We start from the raw sequence: 25597 nt of genomic DNA on the forward strand, positions 1-25597 counted from the left end.
CCCCGGCGTCGATTCTTACCCTATTACGTGCAGGTCTCAGTGCACCAGCATACCGGTGAACCAGTACGCCTGCGCCAAGGTGATCAGCCCGACGATGGTGGCAAAAAACAGGCTGTGCTTGAGGGTAAAGCGGAACAGGTCGGATTCCTTGCCCACCAGGCCGGTGGCGGCGCAGGCCACGGCGATCGATTGCGGCGAGATCATTTTGCCGGTCACGCCACCGCTGGTGTTCGCGGCTACCAGCAGGGTGTCGTTGACGCCGATCTGGTGCGCGGTAGTGGCTTGCAGTGAGCTGAACAGGGCGTTGGATGAGGTATCGGAGCCTGTCAGGAAAACTCCCAGCCAGCCAAGGAATGGAGAGAAGAACGGGAAGGCAGCACCGGTGCCGGCCAGAACCAGGGCCATGGTCGAGGACATGCCGGAGTAGTTGGTGACGAAGGCGAATGCCAGCACCATGCCGATGGACAGGATCGGCCAGCGCAGCTCAAAGAAGGTTTCTTTTAAAATGGTAAGACCAGTTTTGAAGTCGATTTTCAACGCCAACATGGAGACCAGTGCCGAGAAGAAGATCGCAGTGCCGGTGGCAGATATCGGGTCCAGCTTGAATACGGCCGGGATCGCGGTGGGGTTGGTCACGATGGGCGCGACTTTAACCACCAGTTGATCCAGGTGCGGGATCGCGAAATTGAACACCCAGCCGTACATCGAACCGCCCGCGGCGAACAGGGCTTTGAAGGGTTTGAGGGTCCAGATAGTCACCAGTACGGTGAGGATCAGGAACGGTGACCACGCCTTGAAAATTTGCCCCAGGCTGTAGGGCGAAACCACGGTGTTGCGCGGCAAGCCGAAGCCGCCGGCGCTGGAGGTGACCGCCACGCTGGATGTAGCGCCGGCAATTTGTGCGCCTGCGGTGCGCTTGGGTTGCCAGACTTTCAGGAACAGCGTCAGGGCAATCAGGCTGGCGAGTGCCGAGGTGATGTCCGGCAGCTCTGGGCCAATGAAATTCGAGGTGAAATATTGGGTGACGGCAAAGCTCAAGCCGGCCACTAGGGCTGCCGGCCAGGTTTCGCGAACGCCACGCAGGCCGTCCATCATGAACACCAGCCAGAACGGCACGAACAGCGACAGCAGCGGCAGTTGGCGGCCGGTCATGGCGCCAATCTTGAACGCGTCAATACCGGTGACCTGGCCGGCGACGATGATCGGAATGCCCAACGCGCCGAAGGCCACAGGCGCGGTATTGGCGATCAGGCACAGGCCGGCGGCGTACAGCGGGTTGAAGCCCAGGCCCACCAGCAGCGCGGCGGTGATTGCCACGGGCGCGCCGAAACCGGCCGCGCCTTCGAGGAAGGCGCCAAAGCAAAAACCGATCAACAACACCTGCAAGCGCTGGTCGTCGGTGATCGACAGAACGGAGCTGCGGATGATTTCGAACTGGCCGCTCTTGACCGTCAATTTGTACAGGAATACCGCCGCGACGATGATCCAGGCGATGGGCCACAGGCCGTAGGCAAAACCGTAACCGGCCGCAGCCAGCGCCATGTCTACCGGCATCTGGAAGGCGAAAATGGCGACCAGGATCGACAGGGCCAAGGTGATGCTGCCGGCCACATGGCCTTTGAGGCGGAACACGGCCAGCGCCAGGAAGAAGAATACGATGGGAATGACGGCGGCCAGTGCGGACAGGCCGAGGCTGCCGAGTGGGCTGTAAAGCTGTTGCCAGGTTTGCATATGGGGTGGCCCCTGATTGTTGTTGTTTGGTGAGCTTGGGTAATTGGTAATACCAATTTACAATCGCTGTGGGCTAGATTAAGAGCCTGGGCAGGGGTGTGTCAATTTGCCGCCTGCGAAACTTTGGTCGTAGGTCGGGAGGCGGGGTGTTCTGATCGGCGAAATTGAAGGCGTTCTGATAGGTGCTGCCGGCACGTCGATAGGCCAGAATAGGGGCCCCGGCGAGTGATCGGGATGGCGGAGAGTGAGTTATGGGGTTTGATCAGGTGCGTCAGCGCCGTTTGTCTGACGATATTGTCGAGCAGCTTGAGGGGATGATTCTCGAGGGCACGCTGAAGTCGGGCGAGCGCTTGCCGGCCGAGCGCGCGTTGGCTGAGCGCTTTGGTGTGTCGCGCCCTTCGTTGCGTGAGGCGATTCAGAAGCTGGCGGCCAAGGGGTTGCTGGTCAGTCGCCAGGGCGGTGGCAACTATGTGGTGGACTCCCTGGGTTCGACCTTCAGCGATCCGCTGCTGCACTTGTTGGAAAGCAATCCCGAAGCGCAGCGCGATCTGCTGGAGTTTCGCCAGACCCTTGAGGCTTCGTGTGCTTATTACGCGGCGTTACGCGCCACGGAGGTTGACCGTGAACGGCTGACCGCAGCGTTTGAAGCGTTGCAGGATTGCTATGCGCGCGCCGACGAAGTGAGTCGAGTGGAGGAGGGTGCTGCGGATGCACGGTTTCACTTGGCGATTGCCGAAGCCAGTCATAACGCCGTGTTGCTGCACACCATTCGCGGGCTGTTCGACCTGCTCAAGCGTAACGTGGTGACGAATATTGGTGGCATGTACCAGCAGCGTACTGAGACCCGCGACATGCTGATCAATCAGCATCGGGACTTGTACCTGGCCATCATCGAGGGGCGGGCGGAGCAGGCGCGCGAAGTCTCGACACGGCATTTGCTGTATGTGCAGGAGGTATTGGAGGAGGTGCGTCAGGAGGTTCAACGCGTGGCTCGGGCGGAGCGACGCAAAGGGATGTAGCCCGCGTGGGCTACACCGTCACAAGGATTACTCTTCCTTGCCTTTGTTGCGCACGGCGCGATGCAGCTCGCGATTGGAATCGCGCTCGCGTTCGGTGTCGCGCTTGTCGTATTCCTTTTTGCCCTTGCCCAATGCGATCTCGCATTTGACCAAGTGCTTGCTCCAGTACCAGGACAAGCAGATGCACGCGTAGCCTTTTTGCTGCACGGCTGCGGCGAGCTTTTCGAGCTCGCGGGCATTGAGCAACAACTTGCGCGTACGCACCGGGTCGGCAATCACGTGGGTGCTCGCGGTGGTCAACGGGGTGATATGACTGCCAAGCAGCCATGCCTCGCCATCCTTGAGCAGCACATAACTGTCGACCAACTGCAGTTTGCTGGCACGCAGACTTTTTACTTCCCAGCCGGCCAGGACCAGACCAGCCTCGAACCGATGTTCGATGAAGTAATCGTGTCGCGCTTTTTTATTTTGCGCGATGGTCCCTGTGGGGTGTTTCTTTTGTTTAGCCATAGGGGCGGCATTATAGGGAGTTGCGAGCGTGTCGGCTACGGTCAACCTGTGTGCTTGAGCGAGTTGGACGAATCCCGGACAATGCGGGCAGTTCTTTGGTTTTTTTCTCTCGCGGATTGGGCTGTTCTTTCGCGATGTTTGCCTTAAGCAGTGGAAGTAACGCTCACATGACGACGCATATTCAACGTTCGGCCCTGTTGCCCTATCCGGCGCACGCGCTCTATGACCTGGTCAACGACGTGGCGCGTTACCCGGAGTTTCTGCCTTGGTGCTCGACAGCCGAGGTTCTGGAGAGCAGTGACGAGCACATGGTTGCCAGTGTGGGGGTGGCCAAGGGCGGCCTCAGCCAGCATTTTGTGACCCGCAATGTGCTGGTGCCGGGCCAATCCATCGAAATGAACCTGCAGGAAGGGCCGTTCACCCAGCTACATGGCGTGTGGGTGTTCAAGGCGCTGACGGACAAGGCCTGCAAGATCAGCCTGGATCTTTCGTTTGATTATGCCGGGCCGATTGTTCGTGCGACTTTAGGGCCTTTGTTCAATCAGGCAGCCAATACCCTGGTGGACGCGTTCTGTCAGCGCGCCAAGCAACTGCATGGTTGAGATCGAGGTGGTGTTCGCCGCCGAGGATCGCCAGGTGTTGCTGGGGGTAAAGGTGGCTGAAGGCACTAGTTTGCGCGAGGCGGTGCGAGCGTCGGGAATGGCGGCCCATTTTCCTGATGTTGATCTGGCTGATTGCCCGGTGGGCATATTTGGCAAGGTTGTCGCGGATGCCGGGACGCGTTTCGTACAAGCGGGCGACCGTATTGAGATCTACCGGCCTTTGCTGGCCGACCCTAAAGAGGTGCGCAGGCTGCGCGCGGCCAAGGCGGCATTGGCCAGGCAAGCGAACTCTTGAGCTTGCCATATGGCAGCGTAGCTATCTGCACAACTGCGATACAAAGCTGAACCCGTTACGACCTGCCAACCGACACCTATCTCCCCGGAGCCGCGCGATCCAGTTGGGGGAGCTGGCTTGCCTGCGAAAACGGTGATTCAGTTGAATATTCAGTGGCTGACACACCGCTATCGCGGGCAAGCCCGCTCCCACAGGGGATTTGTGCCGGGCGTTGATTTTGTGGGCAATACATAACCAGTGTGGGAGCTGGCTTGCCTGCGATGGCGGTGGTTCAGTTGAAGAATCCTTTACTGATACACCGCCTTCGCGAGCAAGCCCGCTCCCACCGGGATCTGAGCCAGGCGCGGATACGGTGGGCAATATAGCTATGCAAATGGCAGGCAACAAAAAGCCCGGCATGCCGGGCTTTTTATCGAGCGCAAAATTATTGCGGGCTGGTGTCCAGAGGCTCAGGCGTCGGGACGGGCACGGTTTCCACGTTGTCGATGTCTTTCTGGATGGTGTCCAGCAACGAACCTGGCTTGGCCGGTACCTCGGATTTCGGTTTTTCGGCTTCCTGCGCAGGTGCGGTCACGTTGGTGCCGCTGTCCTTGCCCAGCAAGGCTTCATCGCGGCTTACGCCGGGCATGAAGTCACCGGACAGGCTCACGAGCTGGTCATTGCCATTGAAAATGACACTGACGCGCTCCTGCTGGCGTTCACCGCCACCCGGCTGCAGGCTGTAGAGATAATCCCAGCGATCGGCATGGAAAGTGTCGGTCAGCAGGGGATTGCCCATGATAAACCGTACTTGCCGTCGGGTCATTCCCGGGCGTAACTGGTCTATCATGTCCTGCGTGACGACATTGCCCTGCTGGATGTCGATTTTGTAAACCCCGGGGAATGAACAACCGGCGAGTGCGAGCAGTCCCACAAAGGTGAAACTGGTTAGCAAGAGCTTGGTGTTTTGCATCGGTGGGCGACTTCCACTATCTTGGCTGGGACAACGTAAACGCCGATCATACCCGTATTAAGAGAAGCTGCGAAGCAGCATCCGCGAGAAAGCTAACCATGGTTGAAAATAGCGAACTACGCAAAGCCGGTCTCAAAGTGACTCTGCCACGAGTCAAGATTCTACAAATGCTCGATTCTGCTGAGCAGCGCCACATGAGTGCCGAAGACGTTTACAAGGCGCTGATGGAGTCTAATGAGGACGTCGGCCTGGCCACGGTCTACCGTGTACTGACCCAGTTTGAAGCCGCAGGGCTGGTGGTTCGTCATAATTTCGACGGCGGTCATGCGGTGTTTGAATTGGCTGACGGTGGTCACCATGACCACATGGTTGACCTGGATACCAATGAGGTTATCGAGTTCACCAGCCCTGAAATCGAAGCGCTGCAGCACAAGATTGCTGAGGAGCACGGGTTCGATTTGGTCGACCACAATCTCGTGTTGTACATCCGTAAGAAAAAGTAAAAATCGACGCAGTTTTGCTTTGCGAAACGATTGAAGGCGACCCTCGGGTCGCCTTCGTGCTTTCTATAGAGTGGAAAATGTCGCTTCAAGCCTTCGCGGCCACCACCATTTTTTTCGCGTGAGCCAAGGACTCCTTGGTCAAGTCGATACCGCCGAGCATCCGCGCCACTTCTTCCACCCGTTCCGACTTATTCAGCTTGGAGACGGCGGTGTGTGTCGCGTCGCTACCGCGCACCTTATGCACAAACAGGTGCTGATGCCCTTGGGCTGCCACTTGCGGCAAGTGGGTCACCGTAAGCACCTGGCCGCGATCCCCCAGGCGACGCAGCAATTGGCCAACAATTTCTGCGGTCGGCCCGCCAATGCCCACATCCACTTCATCGAATACCAATGTGGGTACCCGTGAGGTCTGGGCGGTAATCACTTGGATCGCCAGGCTGATGCGCGAGAGTTCGCCGCCGGAGGCCACTTTGGCCAGGGCCTTGAGCGGTTGCCCGGGGTTGGCACTCACCAGCAGTTCGACGTGCTCCAGCCCATGGGGCTGCAATTCTTGAGTGGCGTTGGGATGCAACTCGATGGTGAAGCGCCCGCCTGGCATGCCCAAGCGTTGGATTTCCAGCTCAACGGCGCTTGCCAGGCTAGTAGCTGCCTGCTGGCGCAGAGCGCTCAGCTCCCGGGCCTTTTCCTGATAATGACGGGCAAACGAAGCGAGCTCCTCGCCCAGTCGTTCGATGGATTCGTCGTTCGCGTTGAGTGTTTCGATTTCATCCAGCAGTTTCTGCTGCATGGTTGCGACTTCTGTCGGCTGGATTCGATGCTTGCGAGCCAGTGTATAAATAGTGTCCAGGCGTTCTTCTATTTCCTGCAGGCGAGCTGGGTCGGCGTCGAAATGGTCCAGGAAACGATTGAGTTCGCCCACGGCCTCTTCAACCTGGATCTGCGCGCTGGTCAACAGGGTGGTCGCTTCGCTCAGTGAGCCGGAAGCATTGTTCACACTGGACAGGCGGTTGAGGCTGGCGGTCAGTGCATTAAGGACATTGCCGGAGTCGCTCTCACTACATTGCTCGACGACCTGGCGGCAGATACCCAGCAGGGTCTCGGCGTTGGTCAGGTTCTTGTGTTCCTGCTCAAGTTGCTCCAGCTCTGTCTCACCCAGGCCCAGACTCTCGAGCTCTTCCAGTTGATAGCTGAGCAACTGGTGGCGGGCGCGTTGTTCGTCGCCGGAGTTGGAGAGGCGTTCCAGTTCCTGGCGTGTCTGGCGCCAGCGTTGGGCGGCCAGTTGAACTTGCCGGGAAAGATCGGTGGCGCCGGCGTACTCATCGAGCAGGCGACGGTGGGTATCGGTTTTCAACAGGGATTGGTGTTCGTGCTGACTGTGGATATCGATCAGCAATTCGCCCAGGGATTTCAAGTCGCCCAGAGGGCAAGGCGTGCCGTTGATATAGCCGCGCGAGCGCCCCTCGGCGGTGATCACCCGGCGCAGAATGCAGGGGCCTTCATTATTAAGGTCGCGCTCGGCCAGCCATGCCTCGGCTTCGGGGATGTCCGCCAGGTCGAAGGTGGCCAGGATGTCGGCCTTGTCGGAGCCAGGGCGTACCACGCCACTGTCGGCGCGGTCGCCAAGCGTCAGGCCGAGGGCGTCGAGCATGATCGACTTGCCGGCGCCGGTTTCGCCTGTGATTACGCTCATCCCGCGATCCAGTTCAAGATCCAGATGTTCAACGATGGCGTAGTTATGTACAGACAGGTGCACGAGCATGACGGCCGCTCCCAGGCTTTAGGTCTGGTTATTTATACAGTGTTTTGTTCAGGCCTGACAATCCTGACGCTTAGCTCGATTTGCTTGAGTCTCGAATTTTTTTAGCGCGATGTGGAATGAGCGAGAAGGAAATGATCCAGGTCAATCGAAAGACTTTTGGTAACGCCTGCGCCCTTGAACCTGAAAATTGTGGCCCCATATACCGGAGCAGAAGCGCGAGTTGAGTTCGCGCATGATTTTGAAAGGAGAAATCTATGGCTGACGAACAGACGCAGGATACGCAAACTCCAGACGCCAATTCGGCTGCCGGTGATGAACTGGCGACTCGTGTGCAAGTGCTCGAAGAGCAATTGGCCGCTGCGCAGGATCAATCGTTGCGTGTTGCCGCCGATCTGCAGAACGTCCGCCGCCGTGCCGAGCAGGATGTAGAGAAGGCTCACAAGTTCGCGCTGGAAAAATTCGCCGGTGACCTGCTGCCGATCATCGACAGTCTGGAGCGTGGTCTTGAGTTGTCCAACCCGGACGATGAAAACATCCGCCCAATGCGCGAAGGCATCGAGCTGACCCTGAAAATGTTCCAGGACACCCTGAAACGTTATCAGTTGGAAGCTATCGATCCGCAAGCCGGCGAGCCGTTCAATGCAGAACATCACCAAGCCATGGCCATGCAGGAAAGCCATGACCTGGAACCCAATAGCGTCATCAAGGTGTTCCAAAAGGGTTACCAGCTCAACGGTCGCCTGATGCGTCCGGCAATGGTGGTGGTGAGCAAGGCTCCTTCACCCGTTGCACCTTCTATTGATGAGCAGGCTTGAAATCCGCCGCAAGGCCCCCATTTATAAGTCAAGCGTTTAAGTGCTACCGCAGTTAGCCAAAACTGCTGCGGCAACCAAATTCAAGTTTCGGGAGAGTAAATCATGGGCAAAATTATCGGTATCGACCTGGGGACCACCAACTCCTGCGTCTCCGTGCTGGAAAACGGCGTTGCAAAAGTTATTGAAAACGCCGAAGGCGCACGTACCACTCCGTCGATCATCGCTTACGCCAACGACGGTGAAATCCTCGTCGGTCAATCGGCCAAGCGTCAGGCGGTGACCAACCCGCACAACACCCTGTACGCGGTAAAGCGTCTGATCGGTCGTAAGTTCGACGAAGAAGTCGTACAGAAAGACATCAAGATGGTGCCTTACAAAATCGCCAAGGCCGACAACGGTGACGCCTGGGTTGAAGTGAACGGCCAGAAAATGTCGCCGCCGCAAATCTCGGCTGAAATCTTGAAAAAGATGAAGAAGACCGCCGAAGACTACCTCGGTGAAGCAGTGACTGAAGCGGTGATCACCGTTCCTGCCTACTTCAACGACAGCCAGCGTCAGGCCACCAAAGACGCCGGCCGCATCGCGGGCCTGGATGTAAAACGTATCATCAACGAACCAACCGCAGCCGCGCTGGCTTACGGTATGGACAAGGCCAAGGGCGACCACACCGTGATCGTTTACGACCTGGGTGGCGGTACGTTCGACGTCTCCGTGATCGAGATCGCAGAAGTTGACGGCGAGCACCAGTTCGAAGTGTTGGCCACCAACGGTGACACCTTCCTGGGTGGTGAAGACTTTGACATTCGTCTGATCGACTACCTCGTTGACGAATTCAAGAAAGAAAGCGGCATGAACCTCAAGGGTGACCCGCTGGCCATGCAGCGCCTGAAAGAAGCCGCTGAAAAAGCCAAGATCGAGCTGTCTTCCGCTCAGTCGACTGACGTGAACCTGCCGTACATCACTGCAGACGCTACCGGTCCTAAGCACTTGAACGTGAAGATCTCGCGTTCCAAGCTCGAAGCACTGGTTGAAGACCTGGTTCAGCGCACCATCGAACCTTGCCGCATCGCGCTGAAAGACTCCGGTATCGACGTTGGCTCGATCAACGACGTGATCCTGGTGGGCGGTCAGACCCGTATGCCACTGGTTCAGAAGCTGGTCACCGAGTTCTTCGGCAAAGAAGCCCGTAAAGACGTGAACCCGGACGAAGCCGTTGCCATGGGTGCTGCCATCCAGGGTGCCGTACTGGCCGGTGATGTGAAAGACGTGCTGCTGCTGGACGTAAGCCCGCTGACCCTGGGTATCGAAACCATGGGTGGCGTGATGACTGCGCTGATCGAGAAAAACACCACGATTCCTACCAAGAAATCCCAGGTGTTCTCGACTGCCGATGACAACCAGGGCGCCGTGACTATCCACGTGCTGCAGGGCGAGCGTAAGCAAGCCGCACAGAACAAGTCCCTGGGCAAGTTCGACCTGGCTGAGATTCCACCAGCACCACGTGGCGTGCCACAAATCGAAGTGACCTTCGACATCGACGCCAACGGCATCCTGCACGTCGGCGCGAAAGACAAGGCCACCGGCAAAGAGCAGAAGATCACCATCAAGGCCAACTCCGGCCTGTCTGATGAAGAAATTCAACAGATGATCCGTGATGCTGAAACCAATGCTGAAGCCGACAAGAAGTTCGAAGAGTTGGCAGGCGCCCGTAACCAGGGTGACGCGCTGGTTCACTCGACTCGCAAAATGATTGCTGATGCTGGCGACAAAGTGACCGACGAAGAGAAAACTGCAATCGAAGCGGCAGTGGTTGCCCTGGAAGCCGCTATTAAAGGCGACGACAAGGCTGCCATCGAAGGCAAGGTTGAGGAGCTGTCGAAAGTCTCCGCGCCAGTTGCTCAGAAAATGTACGCCGAGCAAGGCCAGCCGGCTGACGGCGCTGCGCAACAAGCAGAGCCTGAAGCCAAGCACGACGATGTTGTCGATGCCGAGTTCGAAGAAGTTAAAGACAGCAAGTAAGTTGTCGCCCGGTTGACCGCGCACAAGCGGTGACTGGTAGGATGTCGCCGCGCGGGAGCTTGCTCCCGCGTTGGCGTGTCTGGGGTATGCGAATTTTTACAGCATGCGACAACGCTCGGATGCTGGCGGTGTGAACGGGAATGCTCCTGCTTTCCGAATGACAGTCACCGCGTTTTTGGCCGGCTCCCTGGCTAAAAGCAGTAATGACCAGGATCGTTGAATTGACGTGAGTTGGGTCCGGGCCTGTATTGGGGCTCAACGAGTTTGGCAGGGTTCAGGAGGGCCAGGTCGAACGTCCTTAAGAGTGCAAAGACTTATGGCAAAGCGTGACTATTACGAAGTATTGGGTGTGGAGCGTGGCGCCAGCGAGGCGGACCTGAAGAAGGCCTACCGTCGCCTGGCGATGAAACACCACCCGGACCGTAATCCGGATAACAAAGAATCCGAAGAGATGTTCAAAGAGGCCAACGAGGCCTACGAATGCCTGTGTGATCCCAATAAGCGTGCGGCTTACGACCAGTATGGCCATGCTGGCGTCGACCCGAGCATGGGCGGCGGCGGTGCCGGTTTTGGTGGTCAGAACTTCTCCGATATTTTCGGCGACGTATTCAGCGACTTCTTCGGCGGCGGCCGGGGCGGCCAGCGTGGCGGCCCTCAGCGCGGCAGTGACTTGCGTTACACCCTGGAGCTGAACCTGGAAGAAGCCGTGCGCGGCACCAGCGTCAATATCCGTGTGCCGACGCTGGTCAACTGCAAGCCGTGCGACGGCTCGGGTGCGAAGAAAGGCTCCTCGCCGATCACTTGCCCGACCTGCGGCGGTATCGGGCAGGTGCGCATGCAGCAGGGCTTCTTCTCGGTGCAGCAAACCTGCCCGCGTTGCCATGGCCAGGGCAAGATCATTTCCGATCCGTGCGATTCCTGCCACGGCGAAGGCCGCGTCGAAGAGTACAAGACGCTGTCGGTGAAGGTACCGGCGGGTGTGGATACCGGTGATCGTATTCGCCTGTCGGGCGAAGGCGAGGCGGGTGCCCAGGGCGGCCCTACGGGCGACCTGTACGTGGTGATCAATGTGCGCGAGCACTCGATCTTCCAGCGTGACGGCAAGCACTTGTTCTGCGAAGTGCCGATCAGCTTTGTTGATGCGGCCCTGGGTGGCGAGCTGGAGATTCCGACGCTGGATGGTCGGGTCAAGCTCAAGATTCCCGAGGGGACTCAAACCGGCAAGCAGTTCCGCATTCGTGGCAAAGGCGTTGCGCCCGTGCGCGGTGGCGGTGCTGGCGACCTGATGTGCCGTGTGGCGGTGGAAACTCCGGTGAACCTGAATCGTCGTCAGCGTGAACTGCTGGAAGAGTTCCGCAGCTCGCTGGAAGGCGATGATTCGCACTCGCCGAAGACCACGGGCTTCTTCGACGGTGTAAAACGCTTCTTCGGCGACCTGTAAGGATCTGAATATGCGACGTATAGCCGTAATGGGCGCTGCCGGGCGCATGGGCAAGACGCTGGTCGAGGCGGTGCAGCAACGCTCGCCGGCCTCCGGGCTGACGGCGGCGATTGTTCGCCCAGGCAGTACGTTGATCGGCGCGGACGCAGGTGAGTTGGCCTCGTTGGGTCGCATCGGTGTTTCGTTGTCTGGCAACCTCGAGCAGGTGGCGGACGAATTCGACGTGCTGATCGACTTCACCCTGCCGGAAGTGATGCTGAAAAATCTGGCCTTCTGCCGTAAGGCGGGCAAGGCCATGGTGATTGGTACCACCGGTTTGAGTGCCGAGCAGAAACAGTTGCTAGTGGAGGCGGGCAAGGATATTCCGATCGTCTTCGCCGCCAATTTCAGCGTGGGCGTAAACCTGTCGCTGAAATTGCTGGACCTGGCGGCGCGCGTGCTGGGTGATGAAGCGGATATCGAGATTATCGAGACCCACCATCGTCACAAGATCGACGCTCCGTCGGGCACTGCGTTGCGCATGGGTGAAGCTATTGCCGATGCGCTGGGCCGCGATTTGTCGAAAGTGGCGGTATACGGGCGTGAAGGCCACACCGGTGAGCGCGCACGCGACACCATCGGTTTTGCAACCGTGCGCGGTGGTGATGTGGTTGGCGATCACACCGTGCTGTTCGCCACCGAAGGCGAGCGCCTGGAGATCACGCACAAAGCCTCCAGCCGCATGACTTTCGCCAAGGGCGCGGTGCGTGCTGCGCTTTGGTTGGACGGCCGCGAGCCGGGCCTGTACGACATGCGTGACGTGCTGGACCTGCACTAAGCAGTAGCTAAAACGGGGGCTCAGGATTATCCTGTGGCCCCGTTTTTACCCGCTAGGCGACGTCCTGTCGCATTCCCCTGCCTTTAAGGCTCATTAGCGGTGGACCAAAAAAGCCTTTTTCTGTAAGCTACAGCTTTAGTGTGTCCACTAAAAGCGCGCAGAATAATTCAGTGAAGAAGCGGGGTGACGTGTCCATACGTCACTCCGCTTTTTTACAACCTGCGATCGCCCTTTCAGGCTTTATTTACGGGAGGTCTTCTTGACTAAGCCAGCCATACTCGCCCTTGCTGATGGCAGCATTTTTCGCGGCGAAGCCATTGGAGCCGACGGTCAGACCGTTGGAGAGGTGGTGTTTAACACTGCCATGACCGGCTATCAGGAAATCCTTACCGATCCTTCCTACGCCCAACAGATCGTTACCCTGACCTATCCGCACATCGGCAACACCGGCACTACGCCGGAAGATGTCGAGTCTGATCGTGTCTGGTCGGCGGGCCTGGTGATTCGTGACCTGCCACTGGTTGCGAGCAACTGGCGTAACACGATGTCGCTGTCCGATTACCTGAAAGCCAACAACGTTGTGGCGATCGCCGGTATCGATACGCGCCGCCTCACGCGCATCCTGCGTGAAAAAGGCTCGCAGAACGGCTGCATCATGGTCGGTGACAATATCTCCGAAGAGGCGGCGATTGCCGCGGCGCAAGGTTTCCCTGGCCTGAAGGGCATGGACCTGGCGAAAGTCGTCAGCGTCAAAGAGAAGTACGAGTGGCGTTCCACTGTGTGGGATCTGAAGACCGACAGCCACGCGACTATCGAGGCTGCCGATCTGCCTTACCACGTGGTCGCCTATGACTACGGCGTCAAGTACAACATCCTGCGCATGCTGGTCGAGCGCGGTTGCCGTGTGACCGTGGTGCCCGCGCAAACCCCTGCCAGCGATGTGCTCGCGATGCAGCCGGACGGTGTGTTCCTGTCCAACGGCCCGGGTGACCCTGAGCCATGCGACTACGCTATCCAGGCCATCAAGGACGTGCTGGAGACCGAGATTCCGGTGTTCGGCATCTGCCTTGGCCACCAGTTGCTGGCTTTGGCCTCCGGCGCCAAGACCCTGAAAATGGGCCACGGCCACCACGGCGCCAACCACCCGGTACAAGACCTGGACACCGGCGTTGTGATGATCACCAGCCAGAACCACGGTTTTGCGGTGGGTGAAGCCTCCCTGCCGAGCAATGTGCGCGCCATTCACAAGTCGCTGTTCGACGGTTCCCTGCAAGGCATCGAGCGCACCGACAAGAGCGCGTTCAGCTTCCAGGGCCACCCTGAAGCCAGCCCGGGCCCGAACGACGTAGCGCCGCTGTTCGACCGTTTCATCAATGAGATGGCCAAGCGACGCTGACTGAGTGGCCTGCGGGCGGCCCCGGATTGCGGTGGCCCCCGCAGGCTCTTCAAAGATTGTTCAAGACGGCTTGCCGACTGACCTGCGGATTTGAGTGACAAACCCATGCCAAAACGTACAGACATAAAAAGCATCCTGATTCTCGGCGCTGGCCCGATCGTGATCGGCCAGGCCTGCGAATTCGACTACTCCGGCGCCCAGGCCTGTAAAGCCCTGCGCGAGGAGGGCTACCGCGTCATCCTGGTGAACTCCAACCCGGCCACCATCATGACCGACCCGGCCATGGCCGACGCCACCTACATCGAGCCGATCAAGTGGCAGACCGTTGCCAAGATCATCGAAAAAGAGCGTCCGGACGCGCTGCTGCCAACCATGGGTGGCCAGACCGCTCTGAACTGCGCCTTGGACCTAGAGCGCGAAGGCGTCCTGGAAAAGTTCGGCGTAGAGATGATCGGCGCCAATGCCGACACCATCGACAAGGCTGAAGACCGTTCGCGTTTCGACAAGGCCATGAAGTCCATCGGCCTGGCGTGCCCGCGTTCCGGTATCGCCCACAGCATGGAAGAGGCCAACGCGGTCCTCGAGACCCTGGGCTTCCCATGCATCATCCGTCCGTCGTTCACCATGGGCGGCACCGGCGGCGGTATCGCTTACAACCGTGAAGAGTTCGAAGAAATCTGCGCCCGTGGCCTGGATCTGTCGCCGACCAAAGAGCTGCTGATCGACGAGTCGCTGATCGGCTGGAAAGAATACGAGATGGAGGTGGTCCGCGATAAGAAGGACAACTGCATCATCGTCTGCTCCATCGAAAACTTCGACCCGATGGGCGTGCACACCGGTGACTCGATCACCGTGGCTCCGGCACAGACCCTGACCGACAAGGAATACCAGATCCTGCGTAACGCCTCCCTGGCGGTACTGCGCGAGATCGGCGTTGAAACCGGCGGTTCCAACGTTCAGTTCGGCATCTGCCCGGACACCGGCCGCATGGTCGTGATCGAGATGAACCCACGTGTATCGCGTTCTTCGGCGCTGGCCTCGAAAGCGACCGGTTTCCCGATTGCGCGTATCGCCGCTAAGCTGGCTATCGGCTACACCTTGGACGAGCTGCAAAACGAAATCACCGGCGGCGCTATGCCGGCGTCTTTCGAGCCGTCTATCGACTACGTTGTGACCAAGCTGCCGCGCTTTGCCTTCGAAAAATTCGCCAAGGCGGATGCGCGCCTGACCACCCAGATGAAGTCGGTCGGTGAAGTCATGGCCATCGGCCGCACGTTCCAGGAATCCCTGCAGAAAGCTCTGCGCGGCCTGGAAGTCGGTGTTTGCGGCCTGGACGAGAAGCTCGACCTGAGCAACCCGGAAAGCATGAGCATCCTCAAGCGCGAGCTGACCGTGCCGGGCGCCGAGCGTATCTGGTACGTGGCTGACGCCTTCCGTGCCGGCCTGAGCGTCGAAGATATCTTCGGCATGAACATGATCGACCCGTGGTTCCTGGTGCAGATCGAAGATCTGATCAAGGAAGAAGAGAAGGTCAAGACGCTGGGTCTGTCGTCTATCGACCGCGACCTGATGTTCCGCCTCAAGCGCAAAGGCTTCTCCGACCAGCGTCTGGCCAAGCTGCTGGGTGTGACCGAGAAGAACCTGCGCACTCATCGCCACAAGCTGGATATTTTCCCGGTCTACAAGCGCGTTGATACCTGCGCCGCAGAATTCGCCACCGACACGGCCTACATGTACTCCACCTATGAGGAAGAGTGCGAAGCCGCGCCGACGGGCCGCGACAAGATCATCATCCTGGGTGGCGGTCCGAACCGTATCGGCCAGGGCATCGAGTTCGACTACTGCTGCGTACACGCCGCCCTCGCCCTGCGCGAAGACGGGTACGAGACCATTATGGTCAACTGCAACCCTGAAACGGTTTCCACTGACTACGACACTTCCGACCGCTTGTACTTCGAGCCGGTAACGCTGGAAGATGTATTGGAAATCTGCCGCGTCGAGAAGCCTAAAGGCGTGATCGTCCAGTACGGCGGCCAGACCCCGTTGAAACTGGCGCGTGCCCTGGAAGCTGCCGGCGTACCGATCATCGGTACCAGCTCGGACGCTATCGACCGTGCCGAAGACCGTGAGCGCTTCCAGCAGATGGTTGAGCGCCTGAACCTGCGTCAGCCGCCGAACGCCACCGTGCGCAGCGAAGACGAAGCCATCCGTGCGGCCAGCAAGATCGGCTACCCGCTGGTGGTGCGTCCGTCCTACGTACTGGGCGGCCGGGCGATGGAAATCGTCTACGAAGAAGAAGAACTCAAGCGCTACCTGCGTGATGCGGTGAAAGTCTCCAACGACAGCCCGGTGCTGCTGGACCACTTCCTCAACTGCGCCATTGAAATGGACGTGGACGCGGTCTGCGACGGTACTGACGTCGTGATCGGCGCCATCATGCAGCACATCGAACAAGCCGGCGTTCACTCCGGTGACTCCGCGTGCTCGCTGCCGCCGTACTCGCTGCCGGCGCACATCCAAGACGAGATGCGCGAACAGGTCAAGAAAATGGCCCTGGAACTGGGTGTGGTCGGCCTGATGAACGTACAGTTGGCGCTGCAAGGCGAAGACATCTACGTCATCGAAGTCAACCCGCGTGCTTCGCGTACCGTACCGTTCGTGTCCAAGTGCATCGGTGTGTCCCTTGCCATGATCGCTGCGCGTGTGATGGCCGGTAAGACCCTGAAGGAAATCGGCTTTACCAAGGAAATCATTCCGAACTTCTACAGTGTGAAAGAGGCGGTGTTCCCGTTCGCCAAATTCCCTGGGGTGGACCCGATCCTGGGCCCGGAGATGAAGTCCACCGGTGAAGTGATGGGCGTGGGCGATACCTTCGGTGAAGCGTTCGCCAAGGCCCAGATGGGTGCCAGCGAAGTGCTGCCGACCGGCGGTACTGCGTTTATCAGCGTACGTGATGACGACAAGCCACTGGTTGCAGGGGTCGCCCGCGATCTGATCAACTTGGGTTTTGAAGTCGTGGCTACCGCCGGGACCGCCAAGCTGATCGAAGCTGCCGGCCTGAAAGTACGTCGCGTGAACAAGGTGACGGAAGGCCGTCCGCATGTGGTCGACATGATCAAGAATGACGAAGTCACCCTGATCATCAACACCACCGAAGGTCGCCAGTCGATCGCGGACTCCTATTCCATTCGTCGTAATGCCTTGCAGCACAAGATTTACTGCACCACTACCATTGCTGCTGGCGAAGCTATCTGTGAAGCGCTGAAGTTCGGTCCGGAAAAGACCGTGCGTCGCTTGCAGGATCTACACGCAGGATTGAAGGCATGAGCATAACCAAATACCCGATGACCGTTCAGGGCGCGCGCGCCCTGGAAGAGGAGCACGCCCATCTGACCAAGGTCGTACGTCCAAAGCTGAGCCAGGACATCGGTACGGCCCGCGAACTGGGTGACTTGAAGGAAAACGCCGAATACCACGCTGCTCGCGAGCAGCAGGGTATGGTCGAGGCGCGGATTCGTGACATCGAGGGCCGTATGCAGAACGCGGTGATCATCGATGTCACCACCATTCCGCATACCGGCAAGGTGATTTTCGGCACGACCGTGGAAATCGCCAACGTCGAGACCGACGAAAGCGTGACCTACCAGATCGTGGGTGAGGATGAGGCTGACTTCAAGCAAGGCAAGATCTCTGTCGGCTCACCGATTGCTCGCGCCTTGATTGCCAAGGAAGAAGGCGACGTGGTTGCCGTGAAAACGCCGAGCGGCGTCATTGAGTACGAGATTGTCGAAGTTCGTCACATCTGAAAGGCGGCGCCCGCTGCGTGCGGGCGCCATGCTTTGGCAGCTCTCTCAGATGCTTTGGGTGGGTGGCCTATGGCTGTTACATATTGGCGTGTTGCCGGCGTTGGGCCTGATTGGCCTGGCGCCGCTGCTGATCGATGAGATCGACGGATTGCTGAGTGCGTTGCTGGTGGGTTTTGCGGCGGCGTGCGTGATGCTTCAGGCGTTGGTGCTGATCACGGCCGAAGGCTTGAAGAGTTTGTGGCGGGATATTCGCGGGCAACTGCTGTTGATGGCGCTGTATGCATGCGCAATGTTTTGTATGGTGCATGTGTGGCTGCCGCAAGCGTTGCGCTGGCAGTTGTTCAGCTATCTTGTGCTAGGGTTCTCTGGCTTGGTGCTGGTTGCGCAGCCTGCGCCGGGATGGAGTGGCGGGGCGCGCGAAGCACGCCCTTGACCCTTTTCATCATTTGAAGCGATGAACGTTCGACAGTTGCTTGTTGACGCTGAAGTTCTTGCGATACAGCAGCGCCATCTTGCCGATGACCTGAACCAGGTCCGCTTTGCCGACCTTGCACAGTTCTGCAACGGCAGCCAGGCGCGCTTCGCGATCAAGGATGTTGACCTTGATCTTGATCAGTTCGTGATCGTTCAGTGCGCGCTCGAATTCGGCTAGCACACCCTCAGTCAAACCGTTGTCTGCCACAATCAGAACTGGTTTCAGATGGTGGCCAATGGATTTGTACTGTTTCTTCTGCTCTTGAGTGAGCGGCATAATCTGACCCCTGCGTCTGATCTTGTAAAAAGCGGCGGCCAGTTTACCCGAGCGAGTCCGGGACCGCCCAGTTAATCACGACCCGTTTTATTTTTTCGAGGTGGCCCGTGGCCCGTTCCAAAACCAGCCTTAAGTGGCTACAAGAACATTTCAATGATCCTTACGTCAAAAAGGCGCAAAAGGACGGCTACCGTTCCCGGGCCAGCTACAAGTTGCTGGAGATCCAGGACAAGGACAAATTGATTCGTCCAGGCATGAGCGTTATCGATCTCGGCGCGGCCCCCGGTGGCTGGTCCCAGGTGACCAGTCGTCTGATTGGTGGGCAAGGCCGATTGATCGCTTCGGACATCCTCGAGATGGACAGCATCCCGGACGTGACCTTTGTTCACGGCGATTTCACCGAGGACAAAGTATTGGCCGAGATCCTGGAGGCTGTGGGAAATTCGCAGGTAGACCTTGTGATTTCCGACATGGCCCCCAATATGAGTGGATTACCGGCTGTTGATATGCCGCGTGCCATGTTCCTGTGTGAACTGGCGCTGGATTTGGCAGGTCGGGTGTTGCGTCCGGGTGGTGATTTCCTGGTGAAGGTCTTCCAGGGCGAAGGTTTCGACGAGTACCACAAGAACATTCGCAAGTTGTTCGACAAGGTACAAACCCGCAAGCCGGACTCATCCCGTGACCGGTCCAGGGAGCAGTATCTGCTGTGCCGTGGCTACCGCGGGGTCGAAGGCGCGGCAAGTGAAGAGCGTTTTTGAGAAATTCGAGGGGGGCGATAGGTTTTTTTATATCGCTTTCGTCACGAAGCTTTACGAATATTGTGTAGTCAAAGTTTCACAAAGGGTTACAGACGGCGCCTGCCAGAGTTGTAGGTAATGTAGTAAGTTAGGCCGGTGAATATCATGCGAAGCGCGCGCCAGTAGCGGAGCTTGCTTCAGAGGGTAGTTAATTGAACGATATGGCAAAGAATCTGATCCTGTGGTTGATCATCGCGGCTGTCCTGGTGACGGTGATGAACAACTTCTCCAGCCCTAACGAGCCGCAGACCCTCAACTATTCCGACTTCATCCAGCAAGTTAAGGATGGCAAGGTCGAGCGCGTAGCGGTTGATGGCTACGTGATTACCGGTAAGCGCAACGATGGCGACAGCTTCAAGACCATTCGTCCTGCCATTCAGGACAACGGTCTCATCGGTGACCTGGTGGATAACAAGGTCATTGTGGAAGGCAAGCAGCCTGAACAGCAAAGCATCTGGACCCAGCTCCTGGTGGCCAGCTTCCCGATCCTGGTGATTATCGCCGTGTTCATGTTCTTCATGCGCCAGATGCAAGGTGGTGCGGGAGGCAAGGGCGGGCCGATGAGCTTCGGCAAGAGCAAGGCGCGCCTGCTCTCCGAAGACCAGGTGAAGACCACCCTGGCTGACGTTGCGGGTTGCGACGAAGCCAAGGAAGAAGTCGGTGAGTTGGTCGAGTTCCTGCGTGATCCGGGCAAGTTCCAGCGCCTGGGTGGCCGTATTCCTCGCGGTGTGCTGATGGTGGGCCCACCGGGTACCGGTAAAACCTTGCTGGCCAAGGCGATTGCCGGCGAAGCCAAGGTGCCTTTCTTCACGATTTCCGGTTCTGACTTTGTCGAAATGTTTGTCGGCGTTGGCGCCAGCCGTGTTCGCGATATGTTCGAGCAGGCCAAGAAGCACGCGCCATGCATCATCTTCATCGACGAAATCGATGCCGTTGGTCGCCATCGTGGCGCTGGCATGGGTGGCGGTCACGATGAGCGTGAGCAGACCCTCAACCAGTTGCTGGTAGAGATGGATGGTTTCGAGATGAATGACGGCATTATCGTCATCGCCGCAACCAACCGTCCGGACGTGCTGGACCCTGCGTTGCTGCGTCCGGGCCGTTTCGACCGCCAGGTTGTGGTCGGCCTGCCGGATATCCGCGGTCGTGAGCAGATCCTGAAAGTGCACATGCGCAAGGTGCCAATGGGTGACGACGTAGCTCCGGCTGTGATCGCCCGTGGTACTCCCGGTTTCTCCGGTGCTGATTTGGCGAACCTGGTGAACGAGGCTTCGCTGTTCGCTGCCCGTACTGGCAAGCGCATCGTTGAGATGAAAGAGTTCGAATTGGCGAAAGACAAGATCATGATGGGCGCCGAGCGCAAATCCATGGTCATGTCCGAGAAAGAGAAGCAGAACACCGCTTATCACGAGGCCGGCCACGCCATTGTAGGTCGCGTTGTGCCAGAGCATGACCCCGTCTACAAAGTGTCGATCATTCCCCGTGGTCGGGCACTGGGCGTGACGATGTTCCTGCCGGAAGAGGATCGTTACAGCCTCTCCAAGCGTGCGCTGATCAGCCAGATCTGCTCGCTGTATGGTGGCCGTATTGCTGAAGAAATGACCCTTGGCTTCGACGGTGTGACCACTGGTGCCTCCAATGACATCATGCGTGCCAGCCAGATCGCACGAAACATGGTGACCAAGTGGGGCTTGTCGGAAAAACTCGGCCCATTGATGTACGCCGAAGAAGAAGGCGAAGTGTTCCTCGGCCGTGGCGGCGGTGGGCAAAGCGCCAGCTTCTCGGGTGAGACAGCCAAGCTGATCGACTCCGAGGTTCGCAGCATCATTGACCAGTGCTACGGCACGGCCAAGCAGATCCTGACTGACAACCGTGACAAGCTGGACGCCATGGCTGATGCGTTGATGAAGTACGAAACCATCGATGCCGACCAGATCGACGACATCATGTCGGGCCGTACGCCGCGTGAGCCGCGCGACTGGGAAGGTGGTTCGGGTACTTCAGGCACTCCGCCTGTGGTGCAGAATGAGCGCCCTGAAACGCCTATCGGCGGCCCGGCAGCTGATCACTAAGGTTTGAAATGACTTCTGCTTTGTCCTCTACCCGGTTGCCTTGCGGCAACCGGGTTCTTGATTTGGCCCGGACGCATGTCATGGGCATCCTCAATGTAACCCCTGACTCCTTTTCCGATGGTGGCCGCTTCAGCCAGTTGGATGCCGCGTTGCGTCATGCCGAGGCGATGGTGGCTGCCGGTGCGACGCTGATTGATGTGGGTGGGGAATCGACCCGCCCCGGCGCCCGCGTTGTTTCTCCTTTGGAGGAGCTGGAGCGGGTGGCGCCCGTGGTCGAACGTATTGCCCGTGAGCTGGATGTCATCATTTCGGTAGACACCTCCACCCCGGCAGTGATGCGCGAAACCGCGCGGCTGGGGGCTGGGTTGATCAATGATGTGCGTTCGCTGCAGCGTGATGGAGCCCTTGATGCGGCCGCCGCAACGGGCCTGCCCGTCTGTCTGATGCATATGCTGGGTGAGCCCGGCAACATGCAGGACAATCCGCACTACGACGATCTGGTCGGCGAGGTGAGTGGGTTTCTTGCTGAGAGGATTGCCCAATGTGTGGCTGTGGGTATTGCGCCTGAGCAGATCATCCTCGATCCGGGGTTTGGCTTTGCCAAGACCCTGCAGCACAATCTAAGCCTGTTCAAACACATGGAAGCGCTGCACGCCCTTGGTCGCCCGCTGTTGGTCGGTGTGTCGCGCAAGAGCATGATAGGGCTCGCCCTGAATCGCCCGGTCGGCGAACGCCTGTATGGCGGCTTGGCGCTTGCGGCGCTTGCCGTGACCAAGGGCGCACGTATTTTGCGTGTGCATGATGTCGCCGAAACGGTCGATGTGGTGCGCATGCTAGCTGCTGTAGAATCAGCCGAATAAGAATGATGGAGTACTTATGACTAAAAAATATTTTGGCACCGACGGCATTCGTGGTCGGGTCGGCGAATTCCCGATCACCCCTGATTTCATGCTCAAGCTGGGTTGGGCGGCAGGCATGGCGTTCCGCAGCATGGGCGCGTGTCGCATCCTGGTGGGCAAGGACACCCGTATTTCGGGCTACATGTTTGAGTCTGCGCTGGAGGCCGGATTGTCCGCCGCCGGGGCTGATGTGATGCTGTTGGGCCCTATGCCTACGCCGGCAATCGCTTACCTGACGCGTACCTTCCACGCCGAGGCCGGTATTGTGATCAGCGCCTCCCACAATCCTCATGATGACAACGGCATCAAGTTTTTCTCGGGGCAGGGCACCAAGCTGCCTGACGAGATCGAGTTGATGATCGAGGAGCTGCTGGATGCGCCGATGACGGTGGTTGAGTCGAGCAAGCTGGGCAAGGTGTCGCGCATTAACGACGCGTCAGGTCGCTATATCGAATTCTGTAAAAGCAGCGTTCCGAGCAGCACCAATTTCGCAGGCTTGAAGATTGTTGTCGATTGCGCTCATGGTGCGACCTACAAGGTGGCGCCGAGCGTCTTCAAGGAGTTGGGCGCACAGGTCACCGTGCTGTCGGCTCAGCCCAACGGCTTGAACATCAACGACAACTGCGGTTCCACCCACATGGAGCAGCTGCAGGCTGCAGTGCTGGCTGAGCATGCAGACCTGGGCATCGCATTTGATGGCGATGGCGACCGCGTGCTGATGGTGGACCATACCGGCATGATCGTGGATGGTGATGACCTGTTGTTCATCATTGCCCGTGACCTGCATGAGCGTAACAAGTTGCAAGGTGGCGTGGTCGGCACCTTGATGAGTAATCTGGGGCTGGAGTTGGCGTTGGCAGAACTGGGGATTCCCTTTATTCGCGCCAATGTCGGTGACCGCTATGTGATCGCCGAACTGCTGGAGCGTAACTGGTTGGTTGGCGGTGAGAATTCCGGGCATGTGGTCTGCTTCCAGCACACCACCACGGGAGACGCTATCATCGCCGCGCTACAGGTGCTGTTGGCCCTGCGTCGCCGCGAAGAGAGCCTGGCCCAGGCGCGCCAAGCCCTGCGCAAGTGTCCGCAAGTGCTGCTCAATGTGCGTTTTGCCGGTGGCGAAAACCCCATCGAGCACCCCGCTGTCAAAGAGGCTTGCGAGCGTGTGACCCAGGCAATGGCGGGGCGCGGACGCGTGCTGCTGCGCAAATCCGGCACAGAGCCGCTGGTGCGTGTGATGGTCGAAGGCGAGGACGAAACACAGGTTCGCGGCCATGCCGAAGACCTGGCAAAACTGGTAACTGAAGTTTGCGCCTGAATTCGGCTTGCCAGTGATGGTGTGGTTGGGTAACATCTGCGCCCACTTTGACCGACGGGGTACAGCATGCGTCGCACTATGGTAGCTGGTAACTGGAAGATGCACGGTACCCGCGCCAGTGTCGCTGAGCTGATCAACGGCCTTCGTCACTTGGCCTTGCCTAGCGGTGTTGACGTCGCGGTGTTCCCGCCTTGCTTGCATATCAACCAAGTGGTTGATGGCTTGAAGGGCAAGTCGATTCAGGTCGGCGCGCAGAACTCTGCGGTAGAGCCGATGCAAGGTGCGTTGACCGGCGAGATTTCGCCGAGTCAGCTGGTTGATGCGGGTTGTTCCTATGTGCTTGTCGGGCACTCCGAGCGTCGCCAGATGATGGGCGAGCGGGATGGGACGCTCAACCGCAAGTTCGCCGCAGCACAGGCTTGTGGCTTGATTCCGGTGTTGTGCATAGGGGAGACCCTTGAGCAGCGCGAATCGGGCAAGACTCTTGAAGTTGTCTCGCGTCAGCTGGGCAGCATCATCGAGGAGCTGGGTGTTGGTGCATTTGCAAAGGCAGTTATTGCTTACGAGCCGGTCTGGGCCATTGGCACCGGGCTGACTGCTACACCGCAACAGGCGCAGGATGTGCACGCAGCCATCCGCGCGCAGTTGGCGGCAGAGAATTCTGAAGTCGCACAAGGTGTGCGGCTTCTATACGGCGGCAGCGTGAAGGCGGCCAATGCGGTCGAACTGTTCGGCATGCCGGATATCGATGGGGGGCTCATTGGTGGAGCTTCCCTGAATGCAGATGAGTTCGGTGCGATCTGTCGCGCCGCGGGAAACTGAAAAAATGCTGGAAACAGTCGTAGTCGTTTTTCATCTGTTGGCTGCCCTGAGCGTAGTTGCTCTGGTTCTGTTGCAACAGGGTAAAGGTGCGGATGCTGGTGCGTCTTTCGGTGCAGGTGCTTCAAATACTGTGTTCGGAAGCCAAGGTTCCTCTACCTTTCTTAGTAAGTTTACTGCTATACTTGCCGCAGGTTTCTTCATAACCAGCTTAGGGTTAGGTTACTTTGCTAAAGAGAAAGCTCATGTGCTGACTCAAGTAGGTTTGCCAAACCCAGCAGTGTTGGAAGTTCCAAAAGCAAAACCGGCTTCTGATGATGTCCCGGTGCTTCAAGAGCAAAAGTCGGCTACTCCAGCGACTGACGTACCTCCAGCTCAAGAGCAGAAGTAAGAAGGGTTGTAAACGCTGTATTGCCGAGGTGGTGGAATTGGTAGACACGCAACCTTGAGGTGGTTGTGCCCATAGGGTGTAGGGGTTCGAGTCCCCTTCTCGGTACCAATTATCAGGAGAGCCCGCTGTTGCGGGCTTTCTTGTAGGTGGAAGGTTACATTGACCCTGTAAGGGATCGGTCGTATACTTCCGCCCCAGCTTTGTCGCGGGGTGGAGCAGTCTGGTAGCTCGTCGGGCTCATAACCCGAAGGTCGTCGGTTCAAATCCGGCCCCCGCAACCAGTTTTAGCGGAGCCCCTTTTAAGGGGCTTTTTGTTAGCTGGACACTTTCAACGCCGCTGTTCGACGGCGTTTCAAGGATGGGCGTTTCGCCCATTTTTTTATTTTGCACAGCATGCACATACATGCACGAGGGGGTTCAGGTGTCGAGCAAGCTAGAAGAGTTGCAGGCCTTGTTGGCCCCGGTGGTCGTGGCCCTAGGCTATGAATGCTGGGGTATTGAGTTTTCGGCTCAAGGTCGCCACTCAATGTTGCGCGTTTATATCGATAAAGAGGGCGGCGTGCTGGTGGACGATTGTGCCATTGTCAGCCGTCAGATCAGCGGTGTGCTGGATGTTGAAGATCCAATCTCCGTTGAATACACCCTTGAAGTTTCCTCGCCAGGCATGGAACGCCCACTGTTCACTATCGAGCAGTTTGCTAAATATGCCGGTGAACAAGTGAAGATCAAGCTGCGCTCCCCCTTTGAAGGGCGACGCAACTTTCAGGGCCTTCTGCGCGGTGTAGAAGAGCAGGATGTCGTGGTGCAGGTAGAAGACCACGAGTTCCTGTTGCCGATCGATATGATCGACAAGGCCAACATTATTCCCAGTTTTGACTGAGACGCGGA

The 25597-nt window shown here is 58.3% G+C and carries 24 protein-coding genes and 2 tRNA genes; 21 read left to right on the forward strand and 5 right to left on the reverse strand.

Annotated features, from left to right (window positions below):
• Positions 1 to 36: 36 nt before the first annotated feature.
• The gene (locus FXO12_RS23330; RefSeq protein WP_057975474.1) at positions 37 to 1731 is read right to left on the reverse strand and encodes a lactate permease LctP family transporter; all 1695 of its coding nucleotides are present in this window, start codon (positions 1729 to 1731) and stop codon (positions 37 to 39) included.
• Between the two features lie 251 nt (positions 1732 to 1982).
• On the opposite strand from FXO12_RS23330, the gene FXO12_RS23335 reads away from it, so the two are divergent.
• Entirely contained in the window at positions 1983 to 2750 is a 768-nt protein-coding gene (locus tag FXO12_RS23335; protein ID WP_014719963.1) for an FCD domain-containing protein, read from the forward strand.
• A gap of 27 nt (positions 2751 to 2777) precedes the next feature.
• On the opposite strand, the gene smpB is transcribed toward FXO12_RS23335, so the two are convergent.
• Positions 2778 to 3260 carry an SsrA-binding protein SmpB gene (gene smpB, locus FXO12_RS23340; RefSeq protein ID WP_003176160.1) on the reverse strand — a complete coding sequence of 161 codons (483 nt, stop codon included), beginning with the start codon at positions 3258 to 3260 and terminating at the stop codon, positions 2778 to 2780.
• A 167-nt stretch (positions 3261 to 3427) separates the two neighbouring features.
• Between smpB and FXO12_RS23345 the strand changes: the two genes are divergently transcribed.
• Positions 3428 to 3862 carry a type II toxin-antitoxin system RatA family toxin gene (locus tag FXO12_RS23345; RefSeq protein ID WP_057975473.1) on the forward strand — a complete coding sequence of 145 codons (435 nt, stop codon included), beginning with the start codon at positions 3428 to 3430 and terminating at the stop codon, positions 3860 to 3862.
• A complete protein-coding gene (locus FXO12_RS23350) occupies positions 3855 to 4157 on the forward strand; it encodes an RnfH family protein (protein ID WP_034126996.1) in 303 nt (100 codons plus the stop codon). The genes FXO12_RS23345 and FXO12_RS23350 overlap by 8 nt, the downstream gene beginning before the upstream one ends.
• A gap of 424 nt (positions 4158 to 4581) precedes the next feature.
• On the opposite strand, the gene FXO12_RS23355 is transcribed toward FXO12_RS23350, so the two are convergent.
• Entirely contained in the window at positions 4582 to 5109 is a 528-nt protein-coding gene (locus FXO12_RS23355; RefSeq protein ID WP_019817954.1) for an outer membrane protein assembly factor BamE, read from the reverse strand.
• Positions 5110 to 5207: 98 nt separating this feature from the next.
• Here FXO12_RS23355 and fur point away from each other — a divergent pair, with 98 nt between their 5' ends.
• Entirely contained in the window at positions 5208 to 5612 is a 405-nt protein-coding gene (gene fur, locus FXO12_RS23360; protein WP_003194220.1) for a ferric iron uptake transcriptional regulator, read from the forward strand.
• Between the two features lie 85 nt (positions 5613 to 5697).
• Here fur and recN read toward each other — a convergent pair whose 3' ends face one another.
• Entirely contained in the window at positions 5698 to 7371 is a 1674-nt protein-coding gene (gene recN / locus FXO12_RS23365) for a DNA repair protein RecN (RefSeq protein ID WP_057975472.1), read from the reverse strand.
• A 254-nt stretch (positions 7372 to 7625) separates the two neighbouring features.
• Between recN and grpE the strand changes: the two genes are divergently transcribed.
• The 8 genes from grpE to FXO12_RS23405 all read left to right on the forward strand — a co-directional run bounded on the left by grpE (position 7626) and on the right by FXO12_RS23405 (position 18098).
• Positions 7626 to 8186, forward strand: a complete 561-nt coding sequence (gene grpE, locus FXO12_RS23370; RefSeq protein ID WP_034126999.1) for a nucleotide exchange factor GrpE — start codon at positions 7626 to 7628, stop codon at positions 8184 to 8186.
• Positions 8187 to 8288: 102 nt separating this feature from the next.
• Positions 8289 to 10205, forward strand: coding sequence for a molecular chaperone DnaK (dnaK, locus tag FXO12_RS23375; protein ID WP_057975471.1), 1917 nt, complete (start codon positions 8289 to 8291; stop codon positions 10203 to 10205).
• A 316-nt stretch (positions 10206 to 10521) separates the two neighbouring features.
• A complete protein-coding gene (gene dnaJ, locus FXO12_RS23380) occupies positions 10522 to 11646 on the forward strand; it encodes a molecular chaperone DnaJ (RefSeq protein WP_054896114.1) in 1125 nt (374 codons plus the stop codon).
• Positions 11647 to 11656: 10 nt separating this feature from the next.
• Positions 11657 to 12463: a 4-hydroxy-tetrahydrodipicolinate reductase gene (gene dapB, locus FXO12_RS23385; protein WP_014719957.1), complete on the forward strand. Its 807-nt coding sequence runs from the start codon at positions 11657 to 11659 to the stop codon at positions 12461 to 12463.
• A gap of 259 nt (positions 12464 to 12722) precedes the next feature.
• Positions 12723 to 13859, forward strand: a complete 1137-nt coding sequence (gene carA / locus FXO12_RS23390) for a glutamine-hydrolyzing carbamoyl-phosphate synthase small subunit (RefSeq protein ID WP_057975470.1) — start codon at positions 12723 to 12725, stop codon at positions 13857 to 13859.
• 105 nt (positions 13860 to 13964) lie between these two features.
• Entirely contained in the window at positions 13965 to 17186 is a 3222-nt protein-coding gene (carB, locus tag FXO12_RS23395; protein ID WP_057975469.1) for a carbamoyl-phosphate synthase large subunit, read from the forward strand.
• 2 nt (positions 17187 to 17188) lie between these two features.
• Positions 17189 to 17665 carry a transcription elongation factor GreA gene (gene greA, locus FXO12_RS23400; protein ID WP_032873232.1) on the forward strand — a complete coding sequence of 159 codons (477 nt, stop codon included), beginning with the start codon at positions 17189 to 17191 and terminating at the stop codon, positions 17663 to 17665.
• Positions 17666 to 17693: 28 nt separating this feature from the next.
• Positions 17694 to 18098, forward strand: coding sequence for a hypothetical protein (locus tag FXO12_RS23405; protein ID WP_054898019.1), 405 nt, complete (start codon positions 17694 to 17696; stop codon positions 18096 to 18098).
• 9 nt (positions 18099 to 18107) lie between these two features.
• Here the strand turns inward: FXO12_RS23405 and FXO12_RS23410 are convergent, their stop codons facing one another.
• Entirely contained in the window at positions 18108 to 18416 is a 309-nt protein-coding gene (locus tag FXO12_RS23410; protein WP_003176146.1) for a YhbY family RNA-binding protein, read from the reverse strand.
• Positions 18417 to 18523: 107 nt separating this feature from the next.
• Between FXO12_RS23410 and rlmE the strand changes: the two genes are divergently transcribed.
• The 9 genes from rlmE (at position 18524) to rimP (ending at position 25589) form a co-directional block, all read left to right on the forward strand.
• Positions 18524 to 19174, forward strand: a complete 651-nt coding sequence (gene rlmE / locus FXO12_RS23415) for a 23S rRNA (uridine(2552)-2'-O)-methyltransferase RlmE (protein ID WP_003194199.1) — start codon at positions 18524 to 18526, stop codon at positions 19172 to 19174.
• Positions 19175 to 19374: 200 nt separating this feature from the next.
• Complete coding sequence (gene ftsH / locus FXO12_RS23420; RefSeq protein WP_034127004.1) at positions 19375 to 21285, forward strand: ATP-dependent zinc metalloprotease FtsH; 1911 nt, start codon at positions 19375 to 19377, stop codon at positions 21283 to 21285.
• Positions 21286 to 21293: 8 nt separating this feature from the next.
• Entirely contained in the window at positions 21294 to 22145 is an 852-nt protein-coding gene (gene folP / locus FXO12_RS23425; RefSeq protein WP_054898020.1) for a dihydropteroate synthase, read from the forward strand.
• Positions 22146 to 22161: 16 nt separating this feature from the next.
• Complete coding sequence (glmM, locus tag FXO12_RS23430) at positions 22162 to 23499, forward strand: phosphoglucosamine mutase (RefSeq protein ID WP_054917976.1); 1338 nt, start codon at positions 22162 to 22164, stop codon at positions 23497 to 23499.
• Between the two features lie 66 nt (positions 23500 to 23565).
• Positions 23566 to 24321: a triose-phosphate isomerase gene (gene tpiA / locus FXO12_RS23435; protein ID WP_003194193.1), complete on the forward strand. Its 756-nt coding sequence runs from the start codon at positions 23566 to 23568 to the stop codon at positions 24319 to 24321.
• 4 nt (positions 24322 to 24325) lie between these two features.
• Positions 24326 to 24709 carry a preprotein translocase subunit SecG gene (gene secG / locus FXO12_RS23440; protein WP_003194191.1) on the forward strand — a complete coding sequence of 128 codons (384 nt, stop codon included), beginning with the start codon at positions 24326 to 24328 and terminating at the stop codon, positions 24707 to 24709.
• Between the two features lie 22 nt (positions 24710 to 24731).
• Positions 24732 to 24817, forward strand: a tRNA-Leu gene (locus tag FXO12_RS23445).
• A 96-nt stretch (positions 24818 to 24913) separates the two neighbouring features.
• A tRNA-Met gene (locus FXO12_RS23450) sits at positions 24914 to 24990 on the forward strand.
• A 140-nt stretch (positions 24991 to 25130) separates the two neighbouring features.
• The gene (gene rimP, locus FXO12_RS23455; RefSeq protein ID WP_032873230.1) at positions 25131 to 25589 is read left to right on the forward strand and encodes a ribosome maturation factor RimP; all 459 of its coding nucleotides are present in this window, start codon (positions 25131 to 25133) and stop codon (positions 25587 to 25589) included.
• The last annotated feature ends 8 nt before the right edge of the window (positions 25590 to 25597 follow it).

The sequence above is a fragment of the Pseudomonas sp. J380 genome (assembly GCF_009827115.1).
Lineage (GTDB): Bacteria > Pseudomonadota > Gammaproteobacteria > Pseudomonadales > Pseudomonadaceae > Aquipseudomonas > Aquipseudomonas paracarnis.

Coding starts and splice junctions, on each gene's coding strand:
- FXO12_RS23330 (WP_057975474.1), bottom strand. CDS start 1,731: ATGCAAACCTGGCAACAGCTTTACAGCCCACTCGGCAGCCTCGGCCTG.
- FXO12_RS23335 (WP_014719963.1), top strand. CDS start 1,983: ATGGGGTTTGATCAGGTGCGTCAGCGCCGTTTGTCTGACGATATTGTC.
- smpB (WP_003176160.1), bottom strand. CDS start 3,260: ATGGCTAAACAAAAGAAACACCCCACAGGGACCATCGCGCAAAATAAA.
- FXO12_RS23345 (WP_057975473.1), top strand. CDS start 3,428: ATGACGACGCATATTCAACGTTCGGCCCTGTTGCCCTATCCGGCGCAC.
- FXO12_RS23350 (WP_034126996.1), top strand. CDS start 3,855: ATGGTTGAGATCGAGGTGGTGTTCGCCGCCGAGGATCGCCAGGTGTTG.
- FXO12_RS23355 (WP_019817954.1), bottom strand. CDS start 5,109: ATGCAAAACACCAAGCTCTTGCTAACCAGTTTCACCTTTGTGGGACTG.
- fur (WP_003194220.1), top strand. CDS start 5,208: ATGGTTGAAAATAGCGAACTACGCAAAGCCGGTCTCAAAGTGACTCTG.
- recN (WP_057975472.1), bottom strand. CDS start 7,371: ATGCTCGTGCACCTGTCTGTACATAACTACGCCATCGTTGAACATCTG.
- grpE (WP_034126999.1), top strand. CDS start 7,626: ATGGCTGACGAACAGACGCAGGATACGCAAACTCCAGACGCCAATTCG.
- dnaK (WP_057975471.1), top strand. CDS start 8,289: ATGGGCAAAATTATCGGTATCGACCTGGGGACCACCAACTCCTGCGTC.
- dnaJ (WP_054896114.1), top strand. CDS start 10,522: ATGGCAAAGCGTGACTATTACGAAGTATTGGGTGTGGAGCGTGGCGCC.
- dapB (WP_014719957.1), top strand. CDS start 11,657: ATGCGACGTATAGCCGTAATGGGCGCTGCCGGGCGCATGGGCAAGACG.
- carB (WP_057975469.1), top strand. CDS start 13,965: ATGCCAAAACGTACAGACATAAAAAGCATCCTGATTCTCGGCGCTGGC.
- FXO12_RS23405 (WP_054898019.1), top strand. CDS start 17,694: ATGCTTTGGCAGCTCTCTCAGATGCTTTGGGTGGGTGGCCTATGGCTG.
- FXO12_RS23410 (WP_003176146.1), bottom strand. CDS start 18,416: ATGCCGCTCACTCAAGAGCAGAAGAAACAGTACAAATCCATTGGCCAC.
- ftsH (WP_034127004.1), top strand. CDS start 19,375: ATGGCAAAGAATCTGATCCTGTGGTTGATCATCGCGGCTGTCCTGGTG.
- folP (WP_054898020.1), top strand. CDS start 21,294: ATGACTTCTGCTTTGTCCTCTACCCGGTTGCCTTGCGGCAACCGGGTT.
- glmM (WP_054917976.1), top strand. CDS start 22,162: ATGACTAAAAAATATTTTGGCACCGACGGCATTCGTGGTCGGGTCGGC.
- tpiA (WP_003194193.1), top strand. CDS start 23,566: ATGCGTCGCACTATGGTAGCTGGTAACTGGAAGATGCACGGTACCCGC.
- secG (WP_003194191.1), top strand. CDS start 24,326: ATGCTGGAAACAGTCGTAGTCGTTTTTCATCTGTTGGCTGCCCTGAGC.